General features: G+C 53.3%; 18 protein-coding genes. 10 read left to right on the top strand and 8 right to left on the bottom strand.

Annotated elements, in window-relative coordinates:
* Positions 1-88 precede the first annotated feature (88 nt).
* Together ABVM99_RS18355 and ABVM99_RS18360 are read left to right on the top strand one after the other, a co-directional pair.
* Entirely contained in the window at positions 89-1,495 is a 1,407-nt protein-coding gene (locus tag ABVM99_RS18355) for a glycoside-pentoside-hexuronide (GPH):cation symporter (RefSeq protein ID WP_000357539.1), read from the top strand.
* Positions 1,495-2,445 carry a family 43 glycosylhydrolase gene (locus tag ABVM99_RS18360; RefSeq protein WP_023195288.1) on the top strand — a complete coding sequence of 317 codons (951 nt, stop codon included), beginning with the start codon at positions 1,495-1,497 and terminating at the stop codon, positions 2,443-2,445. Before ABVM99_RS18355 ends, ABVM99_RS18360 begins: the two co-directional genes overlap by 1 nt.
* 91 nt (positions 2,446-2,536) lie before the next feature.
* Here the strand turns inward: ABVM99_RS18360 and ampE are convergent, their stop codons facing one another.
* Together ampE and ampD are read right to left on the bottom strand one after the other, a co-directional pair.
* On the bottom strand, positions 2,537-3,391 hold the full coding sequence (gene ampE, locus ABVM99_RS18365) for a beta-lactamase regulator AmpE (RefSeq protein ID WP_023195287.1): 855 nt from the start codon (positions 3,389-3,391) through the stop codon (positions 2,537-2,539).
* Entirely contained in the window at positions 3,388-3,951 is a 564-nt protein-coding gene (ampD, locus tag ABVM99_RS18370) for a 1,6-anhydro-N-acetylmuramyl-L-alanine amidase AmpD (protein ID WP_000936326.1), read from the bottom strand. The genes ampE and ampD overlap by 4 nt, the downstream gene beginning before the upstream one ends.
* Before the next feature lie 87 nt (positions 3,952-4,038).
* Between ampD and nadC the strand changes: the two genes are divergently transcribed.
* The 4 genes from nadC to hofC all read left to right on the top strand — a co-directional run bounded on the left by nadC (position 4,039) and on the right by hofC (position 8,178).
* Positions 4,039-4,932, top strand: coding sequence for a carboxylating nicotinate-nucleotide diphosphorylase (gene nadC / locus ABVM99_RS18375; protein ID WP_001135136.1), 894 nt, complete (start codon positions 4,039-4,041; stop codon positions 4,930-4,932).
* A 221-nt stretch (positions 4,933-5,153) separates the two neighbouring features.
* Positions 5,154-5,591, top strand: coding sequence for a prepilin peptidase-dependent pilin (gene ppdD / locus ABVM99_RS18380; protein ID WP_000414988.1), 438 nt, complete (start codon positions 5,154-5,156; stop codon positions 5,589-5,591).
* Between the two features lie 9 nt (positions 5,592-5,600).
* Positions 5,601-6,986 carry a type II secretion system protein GspE gene (gene gspE, locus ABVM99_RS18385; RefSeq protein WP_023195286.1) on the top strand — a complete coding sequence of 462 codons (1,386 nt, stop codon included), beginning with the start codon at positions 5,601-5,603 and terminating at the stop codon, positions 6,984-6,986.
* Positions 6,976-8,178, top strand: a complete 1,203-nt coding sequence (gene hofC, locus ABVM99_RS18390) for a protein transport protein HofC (protein ID WP_023195285.1) — start codon at positions 6,976-6,978, stop codon at positions 8,176-8,178. The genes gspE and hofC overlap by 11 nt, the downstream gene beginning before the upstream one ends.
* A 30-nt stretch (positions 8,179-8,208) precedes the next feature.
* On the opposite strand, the gene ABVM99_RS18395 is transcribed toward hofC, so the two are convergent.
* On the bottom strand, positions 8,209-9,252 hold the full coding sequence (locus tag ABVM99_RS18395) for a GMP reductase (protein ID WP_001217365.1): 1,044 nt from the start codon (positions 9,250-9,252) through the stop codon (positions 8,209-8,211).
* A 225-nt stretch (positions 9,253-9,477) separates the two neighbouring features.
* Between ABVM99_RS18395 and coaE the strand changes: the two genes are divergently transcribed.
* Genes coaE through yacG form a run of 3 tightly spaced genes read left to right on the top strand, consistent with a single transcriptional unit; the run spans position 9,478 to position 11,042 of the window.
* A complete protein-coding gene (gene coaE, locus ABVM99_RS18400) occupies positions 9,478-10,098 on the top strand; it encodes a dephospho-CoA kinase (RefSeq protein WP_001270913.1) in 621 nt (206 codons plus the stop codon).
* On the top strand, positions 10,098-10,841 hold the full coding sequence (gene zapD, locus ABVM99_RS18405; protein ID WP_023195284.1) for a cell division protein ZapD: 744 nt from the start codon (positions 10,098-10,100) through the stop codon (positions 10,839-10,841). Before coaE ends, zapD begins: the two co-directional genes overlap by 1 nt.
* 9 nt (positions 10,842-10,850) lie before the next feature.
* Positions 10,851-11,042: a DNA gyrase inhibitor YacG gene (gene yacG, locus ABVM99_RS18410; RefSeq protein WP_023195283.1), complete on the top strand. Its 192-nt coding sequence runs from the start codon at positions 10,851-10,853 to the stop codon at positions 11,040-11,042.
* On the opposite strand, the gene ABVM99_RS18415 is transcribed toward yacG, so the two are convergent.
* On the bottom strand, positions 11,039-11,980 hold the full coding sequence (locus tag ABVM99_RS18415) for a LysR family transcriptional regulator (protein ID WP_023195282.1): 942 nt from the start codon (positions 11,978-11,980) through the stop codon (positions 11,039-11,041). The two genes, yacG and ABVM99_RS18415, sit on opposite strands and share 4 nt — an antisense overlap.
* Before the next feature lie 85 nt (positions 11,981-12,065).
* On the opposite strand from ABVM99_RS18415, the gene ABVM99_RS18420 reads away from it, so the two are divergent.
* On the top strand, positions 12,066-13,055 hold the full coding sequence (locus ABVM99_RS18420) for an aldo/keto reductase (protein ID WP_023195281.1): 990 nt from the start codon (positions 12,066-12,068) through the stop codon (positions 13,053-13,055).
* Positions 13,056-13,088: 33 nt separating this feature from the next.
* On the opposite strand, the gene mutT is transcribed toward ABVM99_RS18420, so the two are convergent.
* The 4 genes from mutT to lpxC all read right to left on the bottom strand — a co-directional run bounded on the left by mutT (position 13,089) and on the right by lpxC (position 18,096).
* Positions 13,089-13,484 (bottom strand): 8-oxo-dGTP diphosphatase MutT, encoded by a 396-nt coding sequence (gene mutT / locus ABVM99_RS18425; RefSeq protein ID WP_000736059.1) that lies wholly within the window; start codon positions 13,482-13,484, stop codon positions 13,089-13,091.
* A 151-nt stretch (positions 13,485-13,635) separates the two neighbouring features.
* Positions 13,636-16,341 carry a preprotein translocase subunit SecA gene (gene secA / locus ABVM99_RS18430; protein WP_000905756.1) on the bottom strand — a complete coding sequence of 902 codons (2,706 nt, stop codon included), beginning with the start codon at positions 16,339-16,341 and terminating at the stop codon, positions 13,636-13,638.
* A 61-nt stretch (positions 16,342-16,402) separates the two neighbouring features.
* A complete protein-coding gene (gene secM / locus ABVM99_RS18435) occupies positions 16,403-16,900 on the bottom strand; it encodes a secA translation cis-regulator SecM (protein ID WP_000014336.1) in 498 nt (165 codons plus the stop codon).
* Between the two features lie 278 nt (positions 16,901-17,178).
* Positions 17,179-18,096, bottom strand: coding sequence for a UDP-3-O-acyl-N-acetylglucosamine deacetylase (lpxC, locus tag ABVM99_RS18440; RefSeq protein ID WP_000595487.1), 918 nt, complete (start codon positions 18,094-18,096; stop codon positions 17,179-17,181).
* Positions 18,097-18,115 lie beyond the last annotated feature (19 nt).

Consider the following 18,115-nt stretch of genomic DNA (forward strand, 5'->3'; position numbering starts at 1 on the left):
TTATCCATATCAGCGGCGTGATCCTGCTACGCAAATAAAAGCTCGCAGGCGAATAATTACCGCCATCATCTGATGGGGAGAAGTCTCAATGGATAAGGGCAGACTTTCGGTAAGAGAGAAAATCGGGTATGGCATGGGCGACGCCGGATGTAACATTATTTTTGGCGCTATCATGCTGTTTGTTAATTATTTTTATACGGATATTTTTGGTCTTGCCCCGGCGTTAGTCGGTGTTTTACTCCTTTCAGTACGCGTTATCGATGCCGTTACCGATCCGGTGATGGGCGCGCTTGCCGATCGTACCCAAAGTAAATATGGTCGTTTCCGCCCCTGGCTACTGTGGATTGCATTTCCCTACGCGCTGTTCAGCGTGCTGATGTTCACGACGCCGGACTGGGGCTATAACAGCAAAGTTGTCTATGCTTTCGTCACCTATTTTCTGCTTTCTGTGACCTACACCGCCATCAATATTCCCTATTGCTCACTGGGCGGCGTGATCACCAATGATCCAAAAGAGCGCGTGGCCTGTCAGGCTTATCGCTTCGTGTTAGTCGGCATCGCGACGCTGTTGCTATCGTTAACGCTATTGCCGATGGTGGACTGGTTTGGCGGCGGCGACAAAGCCAAAGGCTATCAGTTGGCGATGACCGTGCTGGCGATTATCGGCATGGGTATGTTTCTGTTCTGCTTTGCCAGCGTCCGCGAACGCGTTCGCCCTGCCGTTCCGACGCACGATGATATGAAGAATGATTTCAAAGACGTGTGGAAAAACGATCAATGGGTACGCATTCTGCTATTGACCTTATGTAACGTCTGCCCGGGGTTTATCCGTATGGCGGCGACCATGTATTACGTCACCTGGGTGATGGGACAAAGCACCCATTTCGCTACGCTTTTTATTAGCCTTGGCGTGGTCGGTATGATGATCGGCAGTATGCTGGCAAAAGTCTTAACCGATCGCTGGTGTAAATTGAAGGTATTTTTCTGGACCAATATCGCGCTGGCGATTTTCTCCTGCGCGTTCTATTTCTTTGATCCGAAAGCTACCGTGATGATAGTGGCGCTCTACTTTCTGCTCAATATTCTGCATCAGATCCCTTCCCCGTTGCACTGGTCGCTGATGGCGGACGTCGATGATTACGGCGAATGGAAAACCGGCAAACGCATTACCGGTATTAGCTTCTCCGGTAATCTGTTCTTCCTGAAACTGGGCCTGGCGATTGCCGGGGCGATGGTCGGCTTTTTGCTCTCCTGGTACGGTTATGACGCCAGCGCCAAAGCGCAAAGCGCCTCGGCGATGAACGGTATTATGCTGTTGTTTACCGTTATCCCCGGCGTTGGCTATCTGATTACCGCAGGCGTGGTACGTCTGCTGAAAGTTGACCGTGAACTGATGAAAAAAATCCAGGACGATTTGGAAAAACGTCGCACTAATTACCGCGAATTGAGTGAGTTGCAGGAGCTCAAAGCCGCTGAAAGCGTAAGGAAAGCCTGATGGCAAACTGGCCAAACCCGTTTATTGAACAACGTGCCGATCCATTTATTTTACGCGACGGCAGTGATTACTACTTTATTGCCTCCGTACCGGAATATGACAGGCTGGAAATCCGCCGGGCTGATTCGCTGGAAGGGTTGCGCACCGCCGACCCCGTTGTCGTCTGGCGCAAACCGAAAACAGGCCCGATGAGCCAGCTCATCTGGGCACCGGAAATGCACCGCATCAACGGTAAGTGGTACATCTATTTTGCCGCTACCCATACTCAAGCGCTTGATAAGCTGGGAATGTTCCAGCACCGCATGTTTGCCCTGGAGTGCGCCGATGCCGACCCACTCACCGGCAAGTGGACGGAGAAAGGTCAAATTAAAACACCGTTTGATACCTTCGCCCTCGATGCCACCACTTTTTATCATCAGGGAAAACAGTGGTATCTGTGGGCGCAAAAAGCGCCGGATATTGCCGGTAACTCAAATATTTATCTGGCTGAACTGGAAAATCCGTGGACGATTAAAGGCGAGCCGGTAAGACTCAGTAAGCCAGAGTACGACTGGGAGTGTCGGGGTTTTTGGGTTAACGAAGGTCCGGCCGTCGTGGTGCATGGCGACAAGCTGTTTATCAGCTATTCGGCCAGCGCCACCGATGAAAACTACTGTATGGGATTACTGTGGATTAACGTAAACGACGATCCGCGCGATCCGGCCAACTGGCATAAATCACCGCGCCCGGTCTTTACCACCAGCCATGAAAATCGCCAGTATGGGCCGGGACACAACAGCTTTACGCAAACGCCGGAAGGTGAAGATGTACTGGTGTACCACGCGAGAAATTACACCGAAATTGAAGGCGATCCGTTGTACGATCCCAACCGCCATACGCGTCTGAAACGGGTGCGCTGGGACGAAAACGGGATGCCTGATTTTGGCGTGCCGCCAGCCGATACGATCTAAGCCGTTGCACTGCCCGGTGGCGCTAACGCTTACCGGGCCTACAGATTTTTCCATTGTAGGCAGCATAAGCGTTAGCGCCATCGGCACAACGCTACACTAATGCCCCATAAATGGTGAGCAACGCAATAATCACCACCACCACAAACGAGGCCTTCTTCGCCATCGACACCGCCGCTTTGGGGGTTTCTACTTTGTCAGTATGCGGTTCGCGCGCCAGTGAGAACTGCGCCAGACGTGTGAGCACCTGATACTGCGAAGTATGCAGATCCGTCAGCGAGGCAAACCAGGCCGGCAACGCTTTCTCGCCATGCCCCAGTAATGCATACACTACGCCCGCCAGACGTACCGGAATCCAGTCCAGCACATGAAGAATAGCGTCAATGCCGGATTGCAAACGTTGGTGCGGCGTCTGATAGCGCGCCAGCCAGGTCTGCCAGGCCCGTAAAAACGCATAGCCCACCAGCGTTACCGGCCCCCATGGACCGCCAACGATAAACCAAAATAGCGGTGCGAGGTAAAAACGGAAATTTATCCATAACAACGCATTTTGCAGCTCACGCAAAAATTCACGCTCATTACAATCCGGCGGCACGCCGTGAATCAGCGTAAGCTCGCTGGCCATCGCCTCGCAAGGATGCGGATCGTTACGGGACGCCGCTTTCAGCCAGGCGTGATAATGTACTCGCACTTTGCCCGCGCCGATACACAGCACGCCCAGGAGAATCCACATCACCAGCGTCGGCACGTTAAATAGCAGCCCTTTTAACGCCTGGAGCAGTAGAAAAGTCACCACCATCGCGATCGCCGTCATTCCCATCGTGCGCAACATCGAAAAATGCGTAATCCGACGGAATAGCGCCTCCAGCCGATGATCGAGCTGCCAGTGCTCGCCCAGCTTAAACAGGCGCTCGACAATCAGCACCAGTAATGTCGTAAACAGCGTCATGTCATCTCCTTGTGCGACGAAAGGGCTACCAAAGCGCGAAAGCGCGGCCAGTCAAAGGCAGGGCCAGGGTCCGTTTTGCGGTCAGGCGCAATGTTACAGTGTCCGGTCATATTGTCGGCGATCGCCGGATAGCAAGCGATAAGCGTGCGCGTCACGGCGGCTAGCTGCTGATACTGCGCATCGGTATAAGCCAGCGTATCCGTCCCCTCCAGCTCAATACCAATGGAGAAATCATTACAACGTTCCCGCCCCTGATAGTTTGACACGCCCGCATGCCACGCACGCTTATCAAAAGGCACATACTGGACGATTTCACCGTCGCGACGAATCAGACAATGGGCCGAAACACGAAGATGAGCGATTTCTGCAAAAAAAGGATGGGCGTCTGGATCTATCGTTCCGGTGAATAATGCATCGATCCACGGACCGCCAAACTCGCCGGGGGGCAGGCTAATATTATGCACCACCAGCAAGGACGGTTTTTCGTCATCCGGACGGCAATCATAATGCGGAGAAGGGACGCGTCGCGCCTCTACCAACCAACCCTTATCTGGCAACATGCGGAGTCTCCTTTTGAGTGGTGCTTATAGCTGCTTCAGAGTAGCATGTTTCTACCTTATGATTCGTTAGCAATTTGGAGTTTTATCATGCCGCCTCGCCGTTATAACCCAGACGACCGACGTGACGCGCTACTGGAACGCATTAATCTCGATATCCCTGCCGCCGTTGCTCAGGCGCTGCGTGAAGATTTAGGTGGAGAAGTCGATGCTGGCAACGATATCACCGCGCAACTTTTGCCGGCAGATACGCAAGCCCATGCCACGGTGATCACTCGTGAAGACGGCGTTTTCTGCGGCAAGCGCTGGGTTGAAGAGGTCTTCATCCAACTGGCGGGCGATGATGTGCGCCTCACCTGGCATGTCGATGACGGCGACGCCATTCACGCCAACCAAACAGTGTTTGAACTGAACGGCCCGGCTCGCGTATTGCTGACCGGCGAGCGCACGGCGCTAAACTTTGTCCAGACCCTTTCCGGCGTCGCCAGTGAAGTACGCCGCTACGTTGGACTGCTGGCTGGCACCCAAACCCAGTTGCTCGACACGCGTAAAACGCTGCCGGGTCTGCGCACCGCGCTCAAATATGCGGTTTTATGCGGCGGCGGCGCCAATCATCGTCTGGGCCTCACTGACGCGTTCCTGATTAAAGAAAACCATATCATCGCCTCCGGTTCGGTTCGTCAGGCGGTGGAAAAAGCGTTCTGGCTACATCCGGACGTGCCGGTAGAAGTCGAGGTCGAAAATCTGGATGAACTGGACGATGCGCTGAAAGCAGGCGCGGATATTATCATGCTGGATAATTTCAACACCGACCAGATGCGCGAGGCGGTGAAACGCGTCAACGGCCAGGCGCGGCTGGAAGTATCCGGCAACGTCACCGCGGAAACCTTACGCGAATTTGCTGAAACCGGGGTGGATTTCATCTCCGTTGGCGCGCTGACCAAGCACGTGCGCGCGCTCGATCTCTCCATGCGTTTTCGCTGATCCTCTCCACCCGATGGTGCTGCGCCGTCGGGTCTATAAATCACCTGTCCGGAGATCCGCGTCGTGATTCGGTAAAATATTCGTAGCGCCTCGCAATAACGTTGCCGTGTCATGTAACGCAGCAAAAATCTTCAGAATCCGTCTTCCCGTTTTACCTTTTGCCGCTCGCCCGCTCTTCCCGCGTTTGCCACAGTAGCGCCAGCTAACTCAAGGAGCGAACAATGGAAAAACAACGCGGTTTCACGCTTATCGAACTGATGGTCGTTATTGGCATCATCGCCATTTTAAGCGCCATTGGCATTCCGGCTTACCAGAACTATCTGCGTAAAGCGGCGCTGACGGATATGTTGCAAACGTTTGTCCCCTACCGTACTGCCGTCGAACTCTGCGCTCTGGAACATGGTGGGACGAGCACATGCGATGCGGGCGTCAACGGTATCCCCTCGCCCGTCATCACCCGTTATGTTTCGGGCATGAGCGTGGAAAAAGGCGTCATCACGCTTACCGGCCAGGAGAGTCTGAGCGGGCTTAACGTCATCATGACGCCCGCCTGGGACAATGCTAACGGCATTACCGGCTGGACGCGTAACTGCAATATTCAAAGCGACAGCGCGTTACAACAGGCTTGTGAAGATGTCTTCCGTTTTGACGCCAACTAAGGAGACAAGATGAAAGACGCTCAGCTCAACACCTTGTGTCAACGTCATCAGGCTGTACTGATCAATAGCGCCAGCAACAGTATCACTGTTGCGGTGGTCGACGCGCCCTCTCATGCGTTACTGGACGCTCTGCATTTCGCCACGCAAAAACAGATTGATATTGTGTGCTGGACTCGCCAGCAAATGGAAAATCATCGGCATAAGCCGGATCAGGCTCCCTCGGCAAACGCCGCGAAAGGCGGAGAAACCGCAGCCCAGCTTCTCAATCAGACATTACGCTCGGCGATGGCGAAACGCGCTTCTGATATCCATCTCGAACCAGGCGCCAGCCGCTACCGAATAAGACTCCGCATCGACGGCGTTCTTCATATTCTGCAGGACATCGCCAAAGAGACGGGGCTTGCGCTGACGGCCAGATTGAAAGTCCTGGGAAATTTGGACATCGCTGAACATCGGCTGCCGCAGGACGGGCAATTTACCGTTGACCTGTCGGGAGACAGCATCTCTTTTCGTATCGCCACGCTTCCCTGTAAAGAAGGCGAAAAAGTCGTCTTACGGTTGTTGCATCAGGTTGAACAAACGCTGGATCTGGACACGCTGGGCATGTACGGGGCACAACTTACCGCTTTTAGACAAGCTCTACAGCAACCTCAGGGGCTGGTACTGGTGACTGGCCCCACCGGTAGCGGAAAAACGGTCACGCTATACAGCGCGCTACAAACCCGGAATACGCCGGGTATCAACCTCTGTAGCGTTGAGGATCCGATAGAAATTCCACTGGATGGGATTAACCAGACGCAGATCCATCCCCGCGCCGGGCTCACCTTTCAAAATGTGCTGCGCGCGCTTTTACGCCAGGACCCTGACATCATCATGGTAGGTGAAATTCGTGACGGCGACACCGCAGAAATCGCCATTAAGGCGGCACAAACGGGCCATCTGGTACTTTCAACGCTCCATACGAACTCCACCAGCGAAACCCTGATACGTTTGCAGCAAATGGGCGTAGCACGCTGGATGATCTCATCGGCGCTTACGCTGGTGGTAGCGCAACGCCTGGTAAGGAAGCTTTGCCCGCACTGCAAACAGCGTCTGAACGATCCCGTAGTGCTATCGCCCAATCTTTGGCCCAGCGCGATACCGCGCTGGCAGGCAAGCGGCTGTCAGCATTGCTACCACGGCTTTTATGGCCGAACCGCGTTATTCGAAGTGTTAACCGTTACCCCGGCATTACGTCAGTTAATTGCAAGCGGCGCATCGGCGCAAGCACTGGAAGCCCACCTCCAACAGACCGGTACAGGGACGCTTTTTGAAAATGGCTGTCGCGCCGTTGAACAAGGCATGACGTCCTTTGAAGAGATACTGCGCGTTCTGGGAATGCCCCATGAGCGTTAAACAGCTCTGGCGCTGGCAAGGCGTTAACGATAAAGGTCAACTGGAACAAGACGTTGTATGGGCGGACAATCGTCTGGCGCTGATCATCACCCTGCAACATCAGCGCATTATGCCGCTTCGCATCAAGCGCATGGGCGTTAACGCCGCACTGTGGAAAGAAGAGCAAAGCGCTGAAATTATTCATCAGTTGGCCACGCTCATTCATGCCGGGCTGACGCTTTCTGAAGGGCTGGAACTCCTTGCGCAACAGCATCCACACCGACAATGGCAAGCGCTGTTGCGCACGCTGGCTCACGAGCTTGAACAGGGCGTCCCTTTTTCCAGCGCATTAGTCTCCTGGCCGCAGGTATTTCCGCCGCTCTACCAGACGATGATCCGCACCGGAGAACTGACCGGCAAACTGGCCGAATGCTGCTTTGAACTGGCCCGTCAGCAAAAAGCGCAACGGCAGATTACGGTTAGCGTGAAAAAGGCGCTGCGCTATCCCGCCATTATTCTAACAATGGCCGCCCTGGTCGTTTTCGCCATGCTGCACTTTGTCCTGCCGGAATTTGCCGCCATTTACCGTAGCTTCAATACCCCGCTCCCTCTTCTGACGCGCGGTATTATCGCGATAGCGCAATGGGGGTCGGCATGGGGTTGGCTCATCTTGTTCCTGACGATGCTCGTTGCTATCGCTCACCGCAGGGTAAAACAAAAGCCGTCCTGGCAAACGCAGCGGCAGCGTCTTCTGCTACGGCTTCCCGTTATGGGTCGCCTGATAAGAGGCCAGAAACTAGCGCAAATATTCACCGTACTGGCATTAACCCAAAGCGCAGGCATTCCTTTTCTTCAGGGACTGGAAAGCGCTATAGAGAGTCTCGGCTGCCCTTACTGGTCACAGCGTTTAACGCAGGTACATCAGGAGATCGCCGCGGGCAATCCGGTCTGGTTGGCGCTAAAAAATACCCAGGAATTTAGTCCGCTATGCCTGCAACTGGTCAGAACGGGCGAAGCGTCCGGTTCACTCGATATCATGCTGCATAACCTTGCCCGTCACCACAGTGAAACTACGCTGGCGCTGGCCGATAATCTGGCGTCGCTGTTGGAACCGGCGTTATTGATCATCACCGGTTTAATTATCGGTACGCTGGTGGTGGCGATGTATTTGCCGATTTTTCATTTGGGAGACGCGATGAGCGGGATGGGATAAGGCTGGCGCACATTTACGCCAGCCAGAATATTAGAGGCTATTGAAAATGCGGTTTTCTTGTTCCTGCACCCGAATAAAGGTGGTGCGTTTGGTCAACTCTTTCAGGCGAGACGCGCCGACATAAGTGCAGGCTGAGCGTAGACCGCCCAGGATATCGCGGGCAGTATTGCCCACCGGCCCACGCAGCGGCAATTTAACCGTTTTACCTTCTGCCGCACGGTATTTCGCAACGCCGCCGACATGACGGTTCATCGCAGATTCCGAACTCATGCCGTAGAACAGCATAAATTTCTCGCCGTTCTCTTCTACCACGCTGCCGCCGCTCTCTTCGTGACCCGCCAGCATGCCGCCCAACATAACGAAATCCGCGCCGCCGCCGAAGGCTTTTGCTACGTCGCCTGGCATGGTGCAGCCGCCATCGCTGACGATCATACCGCCCAGGCCATGCGCCGCGTCAGCACATTCGATAACCGCCGACAGTTGCGGATAACCAACGCCGGTTTTTACACGCGTCGTGCATACGGAGCCAGGACCAATTCCCACTTTCACGATATCGGCGCCGGAGAGGATAAGCTCTTCGCACATCTCGCCCGTTACCACATTGCCTGCGCAGATTGTTTTTGTCGGCCATGCTTCACGTGCTTTCGCGACGAACTGCACAAAATGTTCTGAATAGCCATTGGCCACATCAATACAGACAAAGTTCAGCGCAGGATTCAGCGCCAGAATCTGCACGGTTTTTTCGAAATCAGCATCAGAGGTGCCGGTGGAAACCATCACATGCTTCAGAACATCAGCCGAAGCCGTGTTGATAAAAGCTGCCCACTCTTCAACGGTATAATGTTTATGTACAGCAGTCAGAATATCAAACCCGGCCAATGCTTGCGCCATTTCAAACGTCCCGACGGTATCCATATTGGCCGCAATAATCGGTACGCCAGACCAGGTCTGACCTGAGTGTTTAAAGGTGAATTGACGTTCCAGTTCGACATCGGAACGGCTTTTGAGGGTAGAACGTTTAGGACGGATAAGAACGTCTTTGAAACCTAACTTCAGATCTTCTTCAATACGCATGTGCGGATTCCTGGGGTTAATGGCGAAAAATCGAAACTCACAACTCCAGTGACGCTATCATACGCACTAATCATGGCCGTACAAGACTGCGAAATTCTCTTTTTTTACGTTACAATCCCATAAATTTACCTGGCGAATAGTAGGTTAATGCTCAGAGCGCATCGTCTTTGTATGTTTAAAATTTAACCTTTTGATTGTCAAACTAAAATTCCGGAAGCTGGAGATATGAGGTATACCGTAGCCTTAACCGGCGGTATTGGCAGCGGTAAAAGTACCGTCGCTGATGCCTTCGCTGACCTCGGAATAACCGTCATCGACGCGGATATTATCGCGCGCCAGATGGTTGAGCCAGGGCAGCCCGCCCTGAACGCAATAGCGGAACATTTTGGTTCTGAACTTATCGCCGCCGACGGCACGTTACGTCGCCGGGCGCTGCGTGAGCGTATTTTTTCGCATCCGGAAGAAAAAGCCTGGCTTAACGCTCTGCTTCATCCCTTAATTCAGCAGGAAACCCAACGACAGTTTCAACAGGCTACGTCGCCCTATGTGTTATGGGTTGTGCCTCTGCTGGTTGAAAACAGGCTGTATCAAAAAGCCAACCGCGTACTGGTGGTTGACGTTACGCCCGAAACGCAACTCATACGCACAATGCAGCGTGATGATGTTACGCGCGAGCATGTTGAACACATTCTCGCTGCGCAGGCGACGCGTGAAGCGCGCCTTGCCGTGGCGGACGATGTTATTGATAATAACGGCGCACCGGATGCTATCGCATCAGATGTGGCCCGCCTGCACGCCAGTTATCTTAAGCTCGCGTCGCAGTTTGTCTCACAGGAAAAACCGTAATGCACACCCAGGTCCTATTTGAACACCCTCTCAATGAGAAGATGCGTACGTGGCTGCGCATAGAGTTTTTGATCCAACAGCTCTCCATCAACCTGCCAATTGCAAACCATGCTGGCGCACTGCATTTTTTCCGTAACATCAGCGATCTACTGGATGTGTTCGAACGGGGCGAAGTCCGTACCGAACTGCTGAAAGAACTGGAGCGCCAGCAGCGTAAATTACAGGCCTGGGTTGAGGTTCCCGGCGTCGATCAAGACCGTATTGAAGCCCTGCGCCAGCAGTTAAAATCCGCGGGCAGCGTGCTGATCTCCGCCCCGAGGATTGGCCAGCAGCTACGCGAAGATCGCTTGATTGCCCTTGTGCGTCAACGCTTAAGTATTCCTGGCGGCTGTTGCAGTTTCGATTTACCCACTCTGCATATCTGGTTGCACCTACAACAGGCGCAGCGCGACGCCCAGATTGAAAGCTGGCTTGCCAGCCTGAATCCCCTCACCCAGGCGCTGACGCTGGTGCTTGATCTGATCCGTAATTCAGCGCCTTTCCGTAAGCAAACCAGTCTGAACGGTTTTTATCAGGATAACGGGGACGACGCCGATTTGCTGCGTCTTATGCTGACGCTCGATTCACAACTTTATCCGCAAATTTCCGGCCATAAGAGCCGTTTTGCCATTCGCTTTATGCCGCTGGATAGTGAAAATGGTCTGGTGCCGGAGCGTCTTGATTTTGAACTGGCCTGTTGCTAAGGAGTAAAAATGTCTGACGTGACCGTCGTAAACTGTCCGACCTGCGGTAAACCGGTCGTCTGGGGGGAAATTAGCCCCTTCCGCCCATTTTGTTCTAAACGCTGCCAGTTAATTGATTTGGGCGAATGGGCCGCCGAAGAGAAACGAATCGCCAGCAGCGGCGACCAGTCTGATAGCGACAACTGGAGCGAAGAGCGCTAACGGTGATAGCTCTGTTGAGACGGCAATATCGCCTTATGACAAAAATAATCAATAAATACGCGTAGTTTTGGCGCCATATGCGCGCGGCCGGGATAATACAAATAAAACCGGTCCGCCGCAGGCAGCCACTCCTCAAGTACGGAACACAACTGCCCATCCTGTAAGTCTTCATGGACATCCTGTTCAAAAACATAGGTTAGCCCTGCCCCATCACGCGCGGCGGAGAGACGCAACGCTTTATCATTCACCATTAACGCGGCTTCCGGCGTAATTTCCAGCCGTTGCGCTCCATGAACAAACTCCCACCGATATAGCCCGCTCTCACGCGTAAAACGATGGCAAAGGCAGCGGTGATTGATGAGTTCCTGAGGGTGCAGCGGCGTACCAAAACGCGCAAGGTATGCAGGGGATGCTACGATCGCCGGGCGTAAAACATCACCGAGCGGAACGACATTCATATCAAGTTGTACCGCATCGCCAAAGCGAATACCGGCATCAAAGCGTTCGTTAATTAAATCCACAAAACCGTCATTCACATCGATATCCAGCCGAATATCGGGATAATCGCGCATGAAACCGGCGAGATTAGGTTGTAACAAAAGCGTAGCCGCCGTGCGCGGTACGGTCAGGCGTAATGTCCCTCCGGGTATATCGCGGCTCTGGCGGGCATGTTCCATCGCCTCATCAATATGGTTCAATGCGGGCCTGATACTGGCAAGAAAGGCATGTCCTGCTTCTGTCAAACCGACACGCCGGGAGGTTCGGTTCAACAATTTCACGCCAAGTTCATCCTCCAGTTGGCGCATATTCTGACTTAACGCCGACGTGGAAATATGTAACTGCGCCGCTGCCCGCGTGAAGCTATGGTTTTCAGCAATCATGCAAAAAGCATGCAATACGGACATCACATCATGACGCATTATTAAGCCAGCCTTCATAAACCATGCTTATTCCCCCTATTTTTCATCTTATACGCCAGGTATAGACTGCCTGCCATGCACAAAATATCCTCATGGAGGCAGTATGCAATATCGTACATTAGGCGCAAACGGACCGCGAGTGTCAGCCATCGGACTGGGATGTATGGGCATGAGCGCATTTTACGGCGCTCATGACGACAGCACCTCAATTAAGACGCTACATTATGCGTTAGATCAGGGGGTAACACTGCTCGATACCGCAGATATGTATGGCCCTTATACCAATGAAAGGTTAGTCGGAAGAGCCATCGCCGATCGTCGCGATCGGGTATTTTTAGCGACGAAATTTGGTATCGTTCTCGACCCTGCTAACCCTATGGCGCGTGGCGTCAATGGCAGACCGGAGTACGTTCGCCGTAGTTGTGAGCAAAGTCTGCAACGCCTGGGGGTCGATCATATCGATCTGTACTACCAACATCGCGTTGATCCATCAGTCCCCATAGAAGAGACTGTCGGTGCAATGGCGGACCTGGTGCGCGAGGGAAAAGTGCGTTATCTCGGGCTATCCGAAGCATCAACGCAAACGCTGGAACGCGCCCATCACGTTCACCCTATTACCGCGCTGCAAAGTGAGTATTCGCTTTGGTCCCGCGAAGCGGAAATTTCAGCACTTTCCACCTGTGAACGGTTGGGTATAGGATTCGTCGCTTACAGCCCGCTGGGACGCGGATTTCTGACCGGTACGATTAAAACGCCAGAAGATTTTGCTGCGAATGACTTCCGTCGCACAAATCCCAGGTTCATGGGTGAGAACTTCTCGCGCAATTTACGTCTGGCTGAAGCAATAAAACAAATGGCACGCGAAAAAGAGTGTACCCCCGCACAATTAGCGCTGGCCTGGCTGCTGGCCCGCAACAGGCACATCGTTCCCATTCCCGGCACCCGCCACTGCGCCAGGGTGGATGAAAACCTCGGCGCGTTATCACTGCCCCTCAGCCCGCAGGAGCTGGCGGCAATTGAGGCGGTTTTTCCTCACGACGCCGCCGCCGGCCCCCGCTACTGGCCGGAAATTATGTCGACATTAAATCGCTAATAAGATCGATGGGGATCGTGTTGCGATCCCCCACTAAGACGCAAATTGGCGTAATTTACGAATAATCGGTTCATTGGCTGGCGGAAAATCTTCCGTATTCAACGCGTTCTGCGCGATCCACCGTCCCGGCTGTCCTTCTTTCCCCCACGGTTCGCCCTCCCAGCGTTCAACCAGCCAAAACCACAGCGTAATGTGTCTATCCGGGAATTGATATTCCAGAGTGTCGAATAATGTCACCTGTGTTGGCGTAATCCCCACCTCTTCCTGTAGCTCCCGGATCAACGCCTGCTCTGGTGTTTCGTCGGCTTCAATTTTTCCGCCGGGAAATTCCAGCTTGTTCGCCATATGCGCATCAGCGGCGCGTCGGGTAATAAAAATTTCGTCGTTCGGGTTGCGGATAATCCCAACCGCGATTTGCAGTTTTTTCATCTTGGTGCATCCATAAAAAAGGCGCAGTCGCCTGCGCCTTTTTATCTGTGTTCAATGCCAGGCCGAATAAGCGTAGCGCCCTTCGGCAATAATGCCAGCACCGACCTGATGGCAACACATTATGTCTTATCAGGCCGGTAAGTTTATCGCATTAGCTCAGGCGACCGTGACACTGTTTGTATTTCTTACCGGAACCACAAGGGCAAGGATCGTTACGTCCAATCTTACGTTCGCCTGTTTGGGCGGCCAGATCGGCAGCCACGGCGGCATCGTCATCCTGATGGCTTAGCTGCTGCATCTGCGCCAGGCGCTCCGCCTCTTCGCGACGCTGCATTTCCATCGCTTCGACCTCTTCCGGCATACGTACCTGGACTTTGCTCAGGGTACTGATCACTTCATATTTCAGCGATTCCAGCATCGCGGCGAACATAGCGAAGGATTCGCGCTTGTATTCCTGCTTTGGATCCTTTTGCGCATAGCCGCGCAGATGAATACCCTGACGCAGGTAATCCATCGCCGCCAGGTGCTCTTTCCACAGGGAATCGAGCGTTTGCAGCATCACGCCTTTTTCGAAATGACGCATCATTTCAGCGCCAACCACCTCTTCTTTACGCTGATACACCTCGATGGACTGCGCCAGGATGCGCTCACGCAGCGTCTCCTCATGCAGCTCCGGCTCTTTATCCAGCCATTCGGCAATCGGCATCTCCAGGTCGAAGTCGTTTTTCAGGCGTTCCTGCAAACCCGGGATGTCCCACATCTCTTCCAGCGACTGCGGCGGAATGTAGGCGTCGATAGTCGCCTTAAAGACATCTTCGCGAATGCTGTTAATGGTGTCGCTCACGTCAGACACATCCAGCAGTTCGTTACGCTGGGTATAAATTGCACGGCGCTGATCGTTCGCCACATCATCATATTCCAGCAGTTGCTTACGGATATCGAAGTTACGGCTTTCTACTTTACGCTGCGCGTTAGCGATAGCTTTCGTCACCCACGGGTGCTCAATCGCTTCGCCCGGCTTCATCCCCAGTTTACGCATCATACCGGAGACACGATCGGAGGCGAAAATACGCATCAGCGCATCTTCCATCGACAGATAGAAACGGGAAGAACCCGGATCGCCCTGGCGACCGGAACGGCCACGCAGCTGGTTGTCGATACGGCGGGATTCATGGCGCTCGGTGCCAATGATATGCAGACCACCGGCAGCCAGAACCGCGTCATGGCGTACCTGCCAGTCCGCTTTAATCTGCGCAATCTGTTCTTCCGTCGGCGCTTCCAGCGCGGCGACTTCCGCCTGCCAGCTACCGCCCAGCATAATATCGGTACCACGACCCGCCATGTTAGTAGCGATAGTGACCGCCGCTGGATAACCAGCCTGCGCAACGATGCCTGCTTCGTTGGCGTGGAATTTTGCGTTCAGTACGTTATGTTTGATGCCCGCTTTGGTCAGCTCTCTGGAGACCACTTCAGATTTCTCGATAGAAATCGTCCCGACCAGCACTGGCTGACCGTTCGCGGTACGTTCTTTAATATCTTCGATAATGGCCTGGATTTTTTCCGCTTCGGTCATGTAGACCAGATCCGGCAAATCTTTACGGATCATCGGACGGTTGGTCGGAACAACGACGGTGTCCAACTTATAGATAGAACTAAATTCGAAGGCTTCAGTATCCGCCGTACCGGTCATACCGGCCAGCTTTTCATACAGACGGAAGTAGTTCTGGAAGGTAATAGACGCCAGCGTCTGGTTTTCATTCTGAATTTCAACGCCTTCTTTCGCTTCTACCGCCTGGTGCAGACCGTCAGACCAGCGACGCCCCTGCATGGTACGACCGGTATGTTCATCAACAATGATGACTTCGCCGTCTTTCACAATGTAATCCACGTCACGGGTAAACAGCGCGTGCGCGCGCAGCGCGGCGGTGACGTGATGCATCAGCATAATATTGCCAGGCGAGTAGAGCGACTCGCCTTCATCCATAATGCCTTCTTGCACCAATAGCTCTTCGATCAGCACCAGACCGCGTTCGGTCAGGTTAACCTGGCGCGCTTTCTCATCAACGGAGAAGTGCCCTTCGCCCTGGAAAGTGTCAGAATCTTCTTTCTCCTGACGAATCAGGTGCGGAATGATTTTGTTCACTTTTTTGTACATTTCCGAGCTATCTTCCGCCGGGCCGGAAATAATCAGCGGCGTACGCGCTTCATCGATCAGGATGGAGTCGACCTCATCCACCAGCGCATAATGCAGTTTACGCTGCACGCGCTCTTCCGGGCTGAACGCCATGTTATCGCGCAGGTAGTCAAAACCGTATTCGTTGTTAGTGCCGTAAGTGATGTCGGCAGCGTAAGCTTCACGTTTGGCTGGCGCAGGCATACCTGGCAGGTTGATACCAACGGACATACCGAGGAATTCGAATAGCGGACGGTTGTTTTCGGCGTCACGCTGCGCCAGATAGTCGTTCACGGTTACCACATGAACGCCTTTGCCGGACAGCGCGTTCAGGTAGGCTGGCAGCGTTGCGGTCAGCGTTTTACCTTCACCAGTACGCATTTCGGCGATACAGCGATCGTTGAGCACCATACCACCCAATAGCTGAACGTCGAAGTGACGCATCCCAAAGACGCGTTTACTGGCTTCACGCACCACCGCGAACGCTTCCGGAATCAGGCTCTCTACGCTTTCGCCTTTTTCAATACGGGCGCGAAATTCGTTGGTTTTCGCTTTCAGTTCGTCATCGGAGAGTTTTTCCATCTCCGGTTCCATCGCATTAATAAGGCTGACGGCCTTACGCATACGACGCAGCGTACGATCGTTACGGCTACCGAATACTTTGGTTAATAATTTGATTAGCATAATAAAGTCTCAAATGCCCCGCGCCGCGGAGCTACAAATAAAGTAAAAGGGTCTTTTTTCGTTAGCTGAGACGTTGCGGACCGGCGCGGATACCCTGCGCCTGACTTATCCAGGCCGGGATGCTAAATGCGGTTTGTGGCGCAAAATACGCCAGGGAGAGGCGGCGAACAATCGCCGGCGGCGTGCCCTCCTGCGTGAGCATCGCGCTGAGCGTATTCAGTAAGGCGATATGATGCGCCTGTAATGGCGACGGCGCGTCGGCAACGGGCAGCGTTTGCGGCGCCATTGCAAAAGAAAGGTGGCGAATCACCGTGCGAATAGCGTGCTGATGCCAGTAATCTACGGTGAAATTGGGACGACGGTTAGAGGCTTCTAACAGCGCAAGATGGCTAAAGTTAACTTTAGACGCGGTGCTGGCGGTCGTCCTTGCAGGCGTATTGGTTTCAGCGGCGTTACTGAGCGCGGGCAAACCAAAACTCGCCGCGACCATCCCTAATAAGAGATGCGGCCAGAAGTATCGTCTGCCTAACTGTCGCCAGCGCGTCAGTATTCCACTCACGTCATTGCCACCTGATATGCCCCTCATGGGCTTACGGAATCAAAACAATTTGCGCACAAATCTTATCATTAAAGCGTACGCGCTACAGCAGTAATGACGAGAAGCTAAGGTGAAAATCGGCTAAGAAAACAGCGAACGCGCCGTGTTTCCATTTAACCCTGTCAAAATGGCTGTATTAAGGAAAGCGCAGATAAAGGATAGTAAAAAAAACGACTGGCTCGCCTGGCCGGAGAGAGTGCCAGGTTAACCAGTCGAATTTTATACGACAGCGTATGTCGTTATGCCAGTACCGTCGAAGGCGCTTTGAAAGCCAACGGCAGTTCTGCGTCGTCCTGGAAGGTCACAAATTCCCAGGCTTCCTGTTTTGCCAGGACTGCCTGTAACAATTTGTTATTCAATGCGTGACCGGATTTATACGCGGTAAACGCACCAATAATATTGTGACCACACATGAACAAGTCACCGATCGCGTCGAGCATTTTGTGACGAACGAATTCATCTTCAAAACGCAGGCCGTCTTCGTTCAATACGCGATAATCGTCAACAACGATGGCACAATCGAAGCTGCCGCCCAGGCACAGGCCGCGGGACTGCAGATATTCGATATCACGCATAAAACCGAAGGTACGCGCACGGCTGATCTGGCGCATGAACGCATCCGCAGAGAAGTTCATCGCGTAGCGCTGGCTGCTGGAATCGATCGCCGGATGGTTAAAGTCGATGGTGAAATCCAACGTAAAACCATTGTACGGTCTGAATTCAGCCCATTTATCGCCATCTTCAACCCGAACAGTCTCTTTGATGCGTACGAATTTTTTGGCGCAGTTCAGTTCATCAATACCGGCGTCAAGCAGCAGGTAGACAAACGGAGCGGCACTGCCATCCATGATCGGGATTTCCGGGGCATTAACCTCAATAACGATGTTATCGATACCTAAGCCCGCCAGAGCAGCGTTCAGGTGCTCAACGGTTGAAATCCGTACATCATGCTCATTCACCAGACACGTACAGAGCATGGTATCACGCACAGATTTGGCATCGGCCGGGAAATCTACCGGTGGATTCAAGTCGGTGCGACGATAGATGACCCCGGTATTGGCCGGCGCAGGGCGTAATGTCAGGGTGACTTTTTTGCCGGTGTGTAAACCGACGCCAGTCGCCTGAACGATACGTTTAAGTGTCCTTTGTTTGATCATCGTATAATCTCGCCAAATT

It is taken from the genome of Salmonella sp. SJTUF15591, assembly GCF_043356435.1.
Classification (GTDB): Bacteria; Pseudomonadota; Gammaproteobacteria; order Enterobacterales; family Enterobacteriaceae; genus Salmonella; species Salmonella enterica.

Excerpts from the sequence above, each read along its gene's own strand:
- secA (WP_000905756.1), bottom strand. The coding sequence starts at position 16,341 with ATGCTAATCAAATTATTAACCAAAGTATTCGGTAGCCGTAACGATCGT.
- ABVM99_RS18360 (WP_023195288.1), top strand. The coding sequence starts at position 1,495 with ATGGCAAACTGGCCAAACCCGTTTATTGAACAACGTGCCGATCCATTT.
- ABVM99_RS18420 (WP_023195281.1), top strand. The coding sequence starts at position 12,066 with ATGCAATATCGTACATTAGGCGCAAACGGACCGCGAGTGTCAGCCATC.
- hofC (WP_023195285.1), top strand. The coding sequence starts at position 6,976 with ATGAGCGTTAAACAGCTCTGGCGCTGGCAAGGCGTTAACGATAAAGGT.
- lpxC (WP_000595487.1), bottom strand. The coding sequence starts at position 18,096 with ATGATCAAACAAAGGACACTTAAACGTATCGTTCAGGCGACTGGCGTC.
- zapD (WP_023195284.1), top strand. The coding sequence starts at position 10,098 with ATGCACACCCAGGTCCTATTTGAACACCCTCTCAATGAGAAGATGCGT.
- ppdD (WP_000414988.1), top strand. The coding sequence starts at position 5,154 with ATGGAAAAACAACGCGGTTTCACGCTTATCGAACTGATGGTCGTTATT.
- gspE (WP_023195286.1), top strand. The coding sequence starts at position 5,601 with ATGAAAGACGCTCAGCTCAACACCTTGTGTCAACGTCATCAGGCTGTA.
- coaE (WP_001270913.1), top strand. The coding sequence starts at position 9,478 with ATGAGGTATACCGTAGCCTTAACCGGCGGTATTGGCAGCGGTAAAAGT.
- yacG (WP_023195283.1), top strand. The coding sequence starts at position 10,851 with ATGTCTGACGTGACCGTCGTAAACTGTCCGACCTGCGGTAAACCGGTC.
- ABVM99_RS18355 (WP_000357539.1), top strand. The coding sequence starts at position 89 with ATGGATAAGGGCAGACTTTCGGTAAGAGAGAAAATCGGGTATGGCATG.
- ABVM99_RS18415 (WP_023195282.1), bottom strand. The coding sequence starts at position 11,980 with ATGAAGGCTGGCTTAATAATGCGTCATGATGTGATGTCCGTATTGCAT.
- ABVM99_RS18395 (WP_001217365.1), bottom strand. The coding sequence starts at position 9,252 with ATGCGTATTGAAGAAGATCTGAAGTTAGGTTTCAAAGACGTTCTTATC.
- ampE (WP_023195287.1), bottom strand. The coding sequence starts at position 3,391 with ATGACGCTGTTTACGACATTACTGGTGCTGATTGTCGAGCGCCTGTTT.
- nadC (WP_001135136.1), top strand. The coding sequence starts at position 4,039 with ATGCCGCCTCGCCGTTATAACCCAGACGACCGACGTGACGCGCTACTG.
- mutT (WP_000736059.1), bottom strand. The coding sequence starts at position 13,484 with ATGAAAAAACTGCAAATCGCGGTTGGGATTATCCGCAACCCGAACGAC.
- ampD (WP_000936326.1), bottom strand. The coding sequence starts at position 3,951 with ATGTTGCCAGATAAGGGTTGGTTGGTAGAGGCGCGACGCGTCCCTTCT.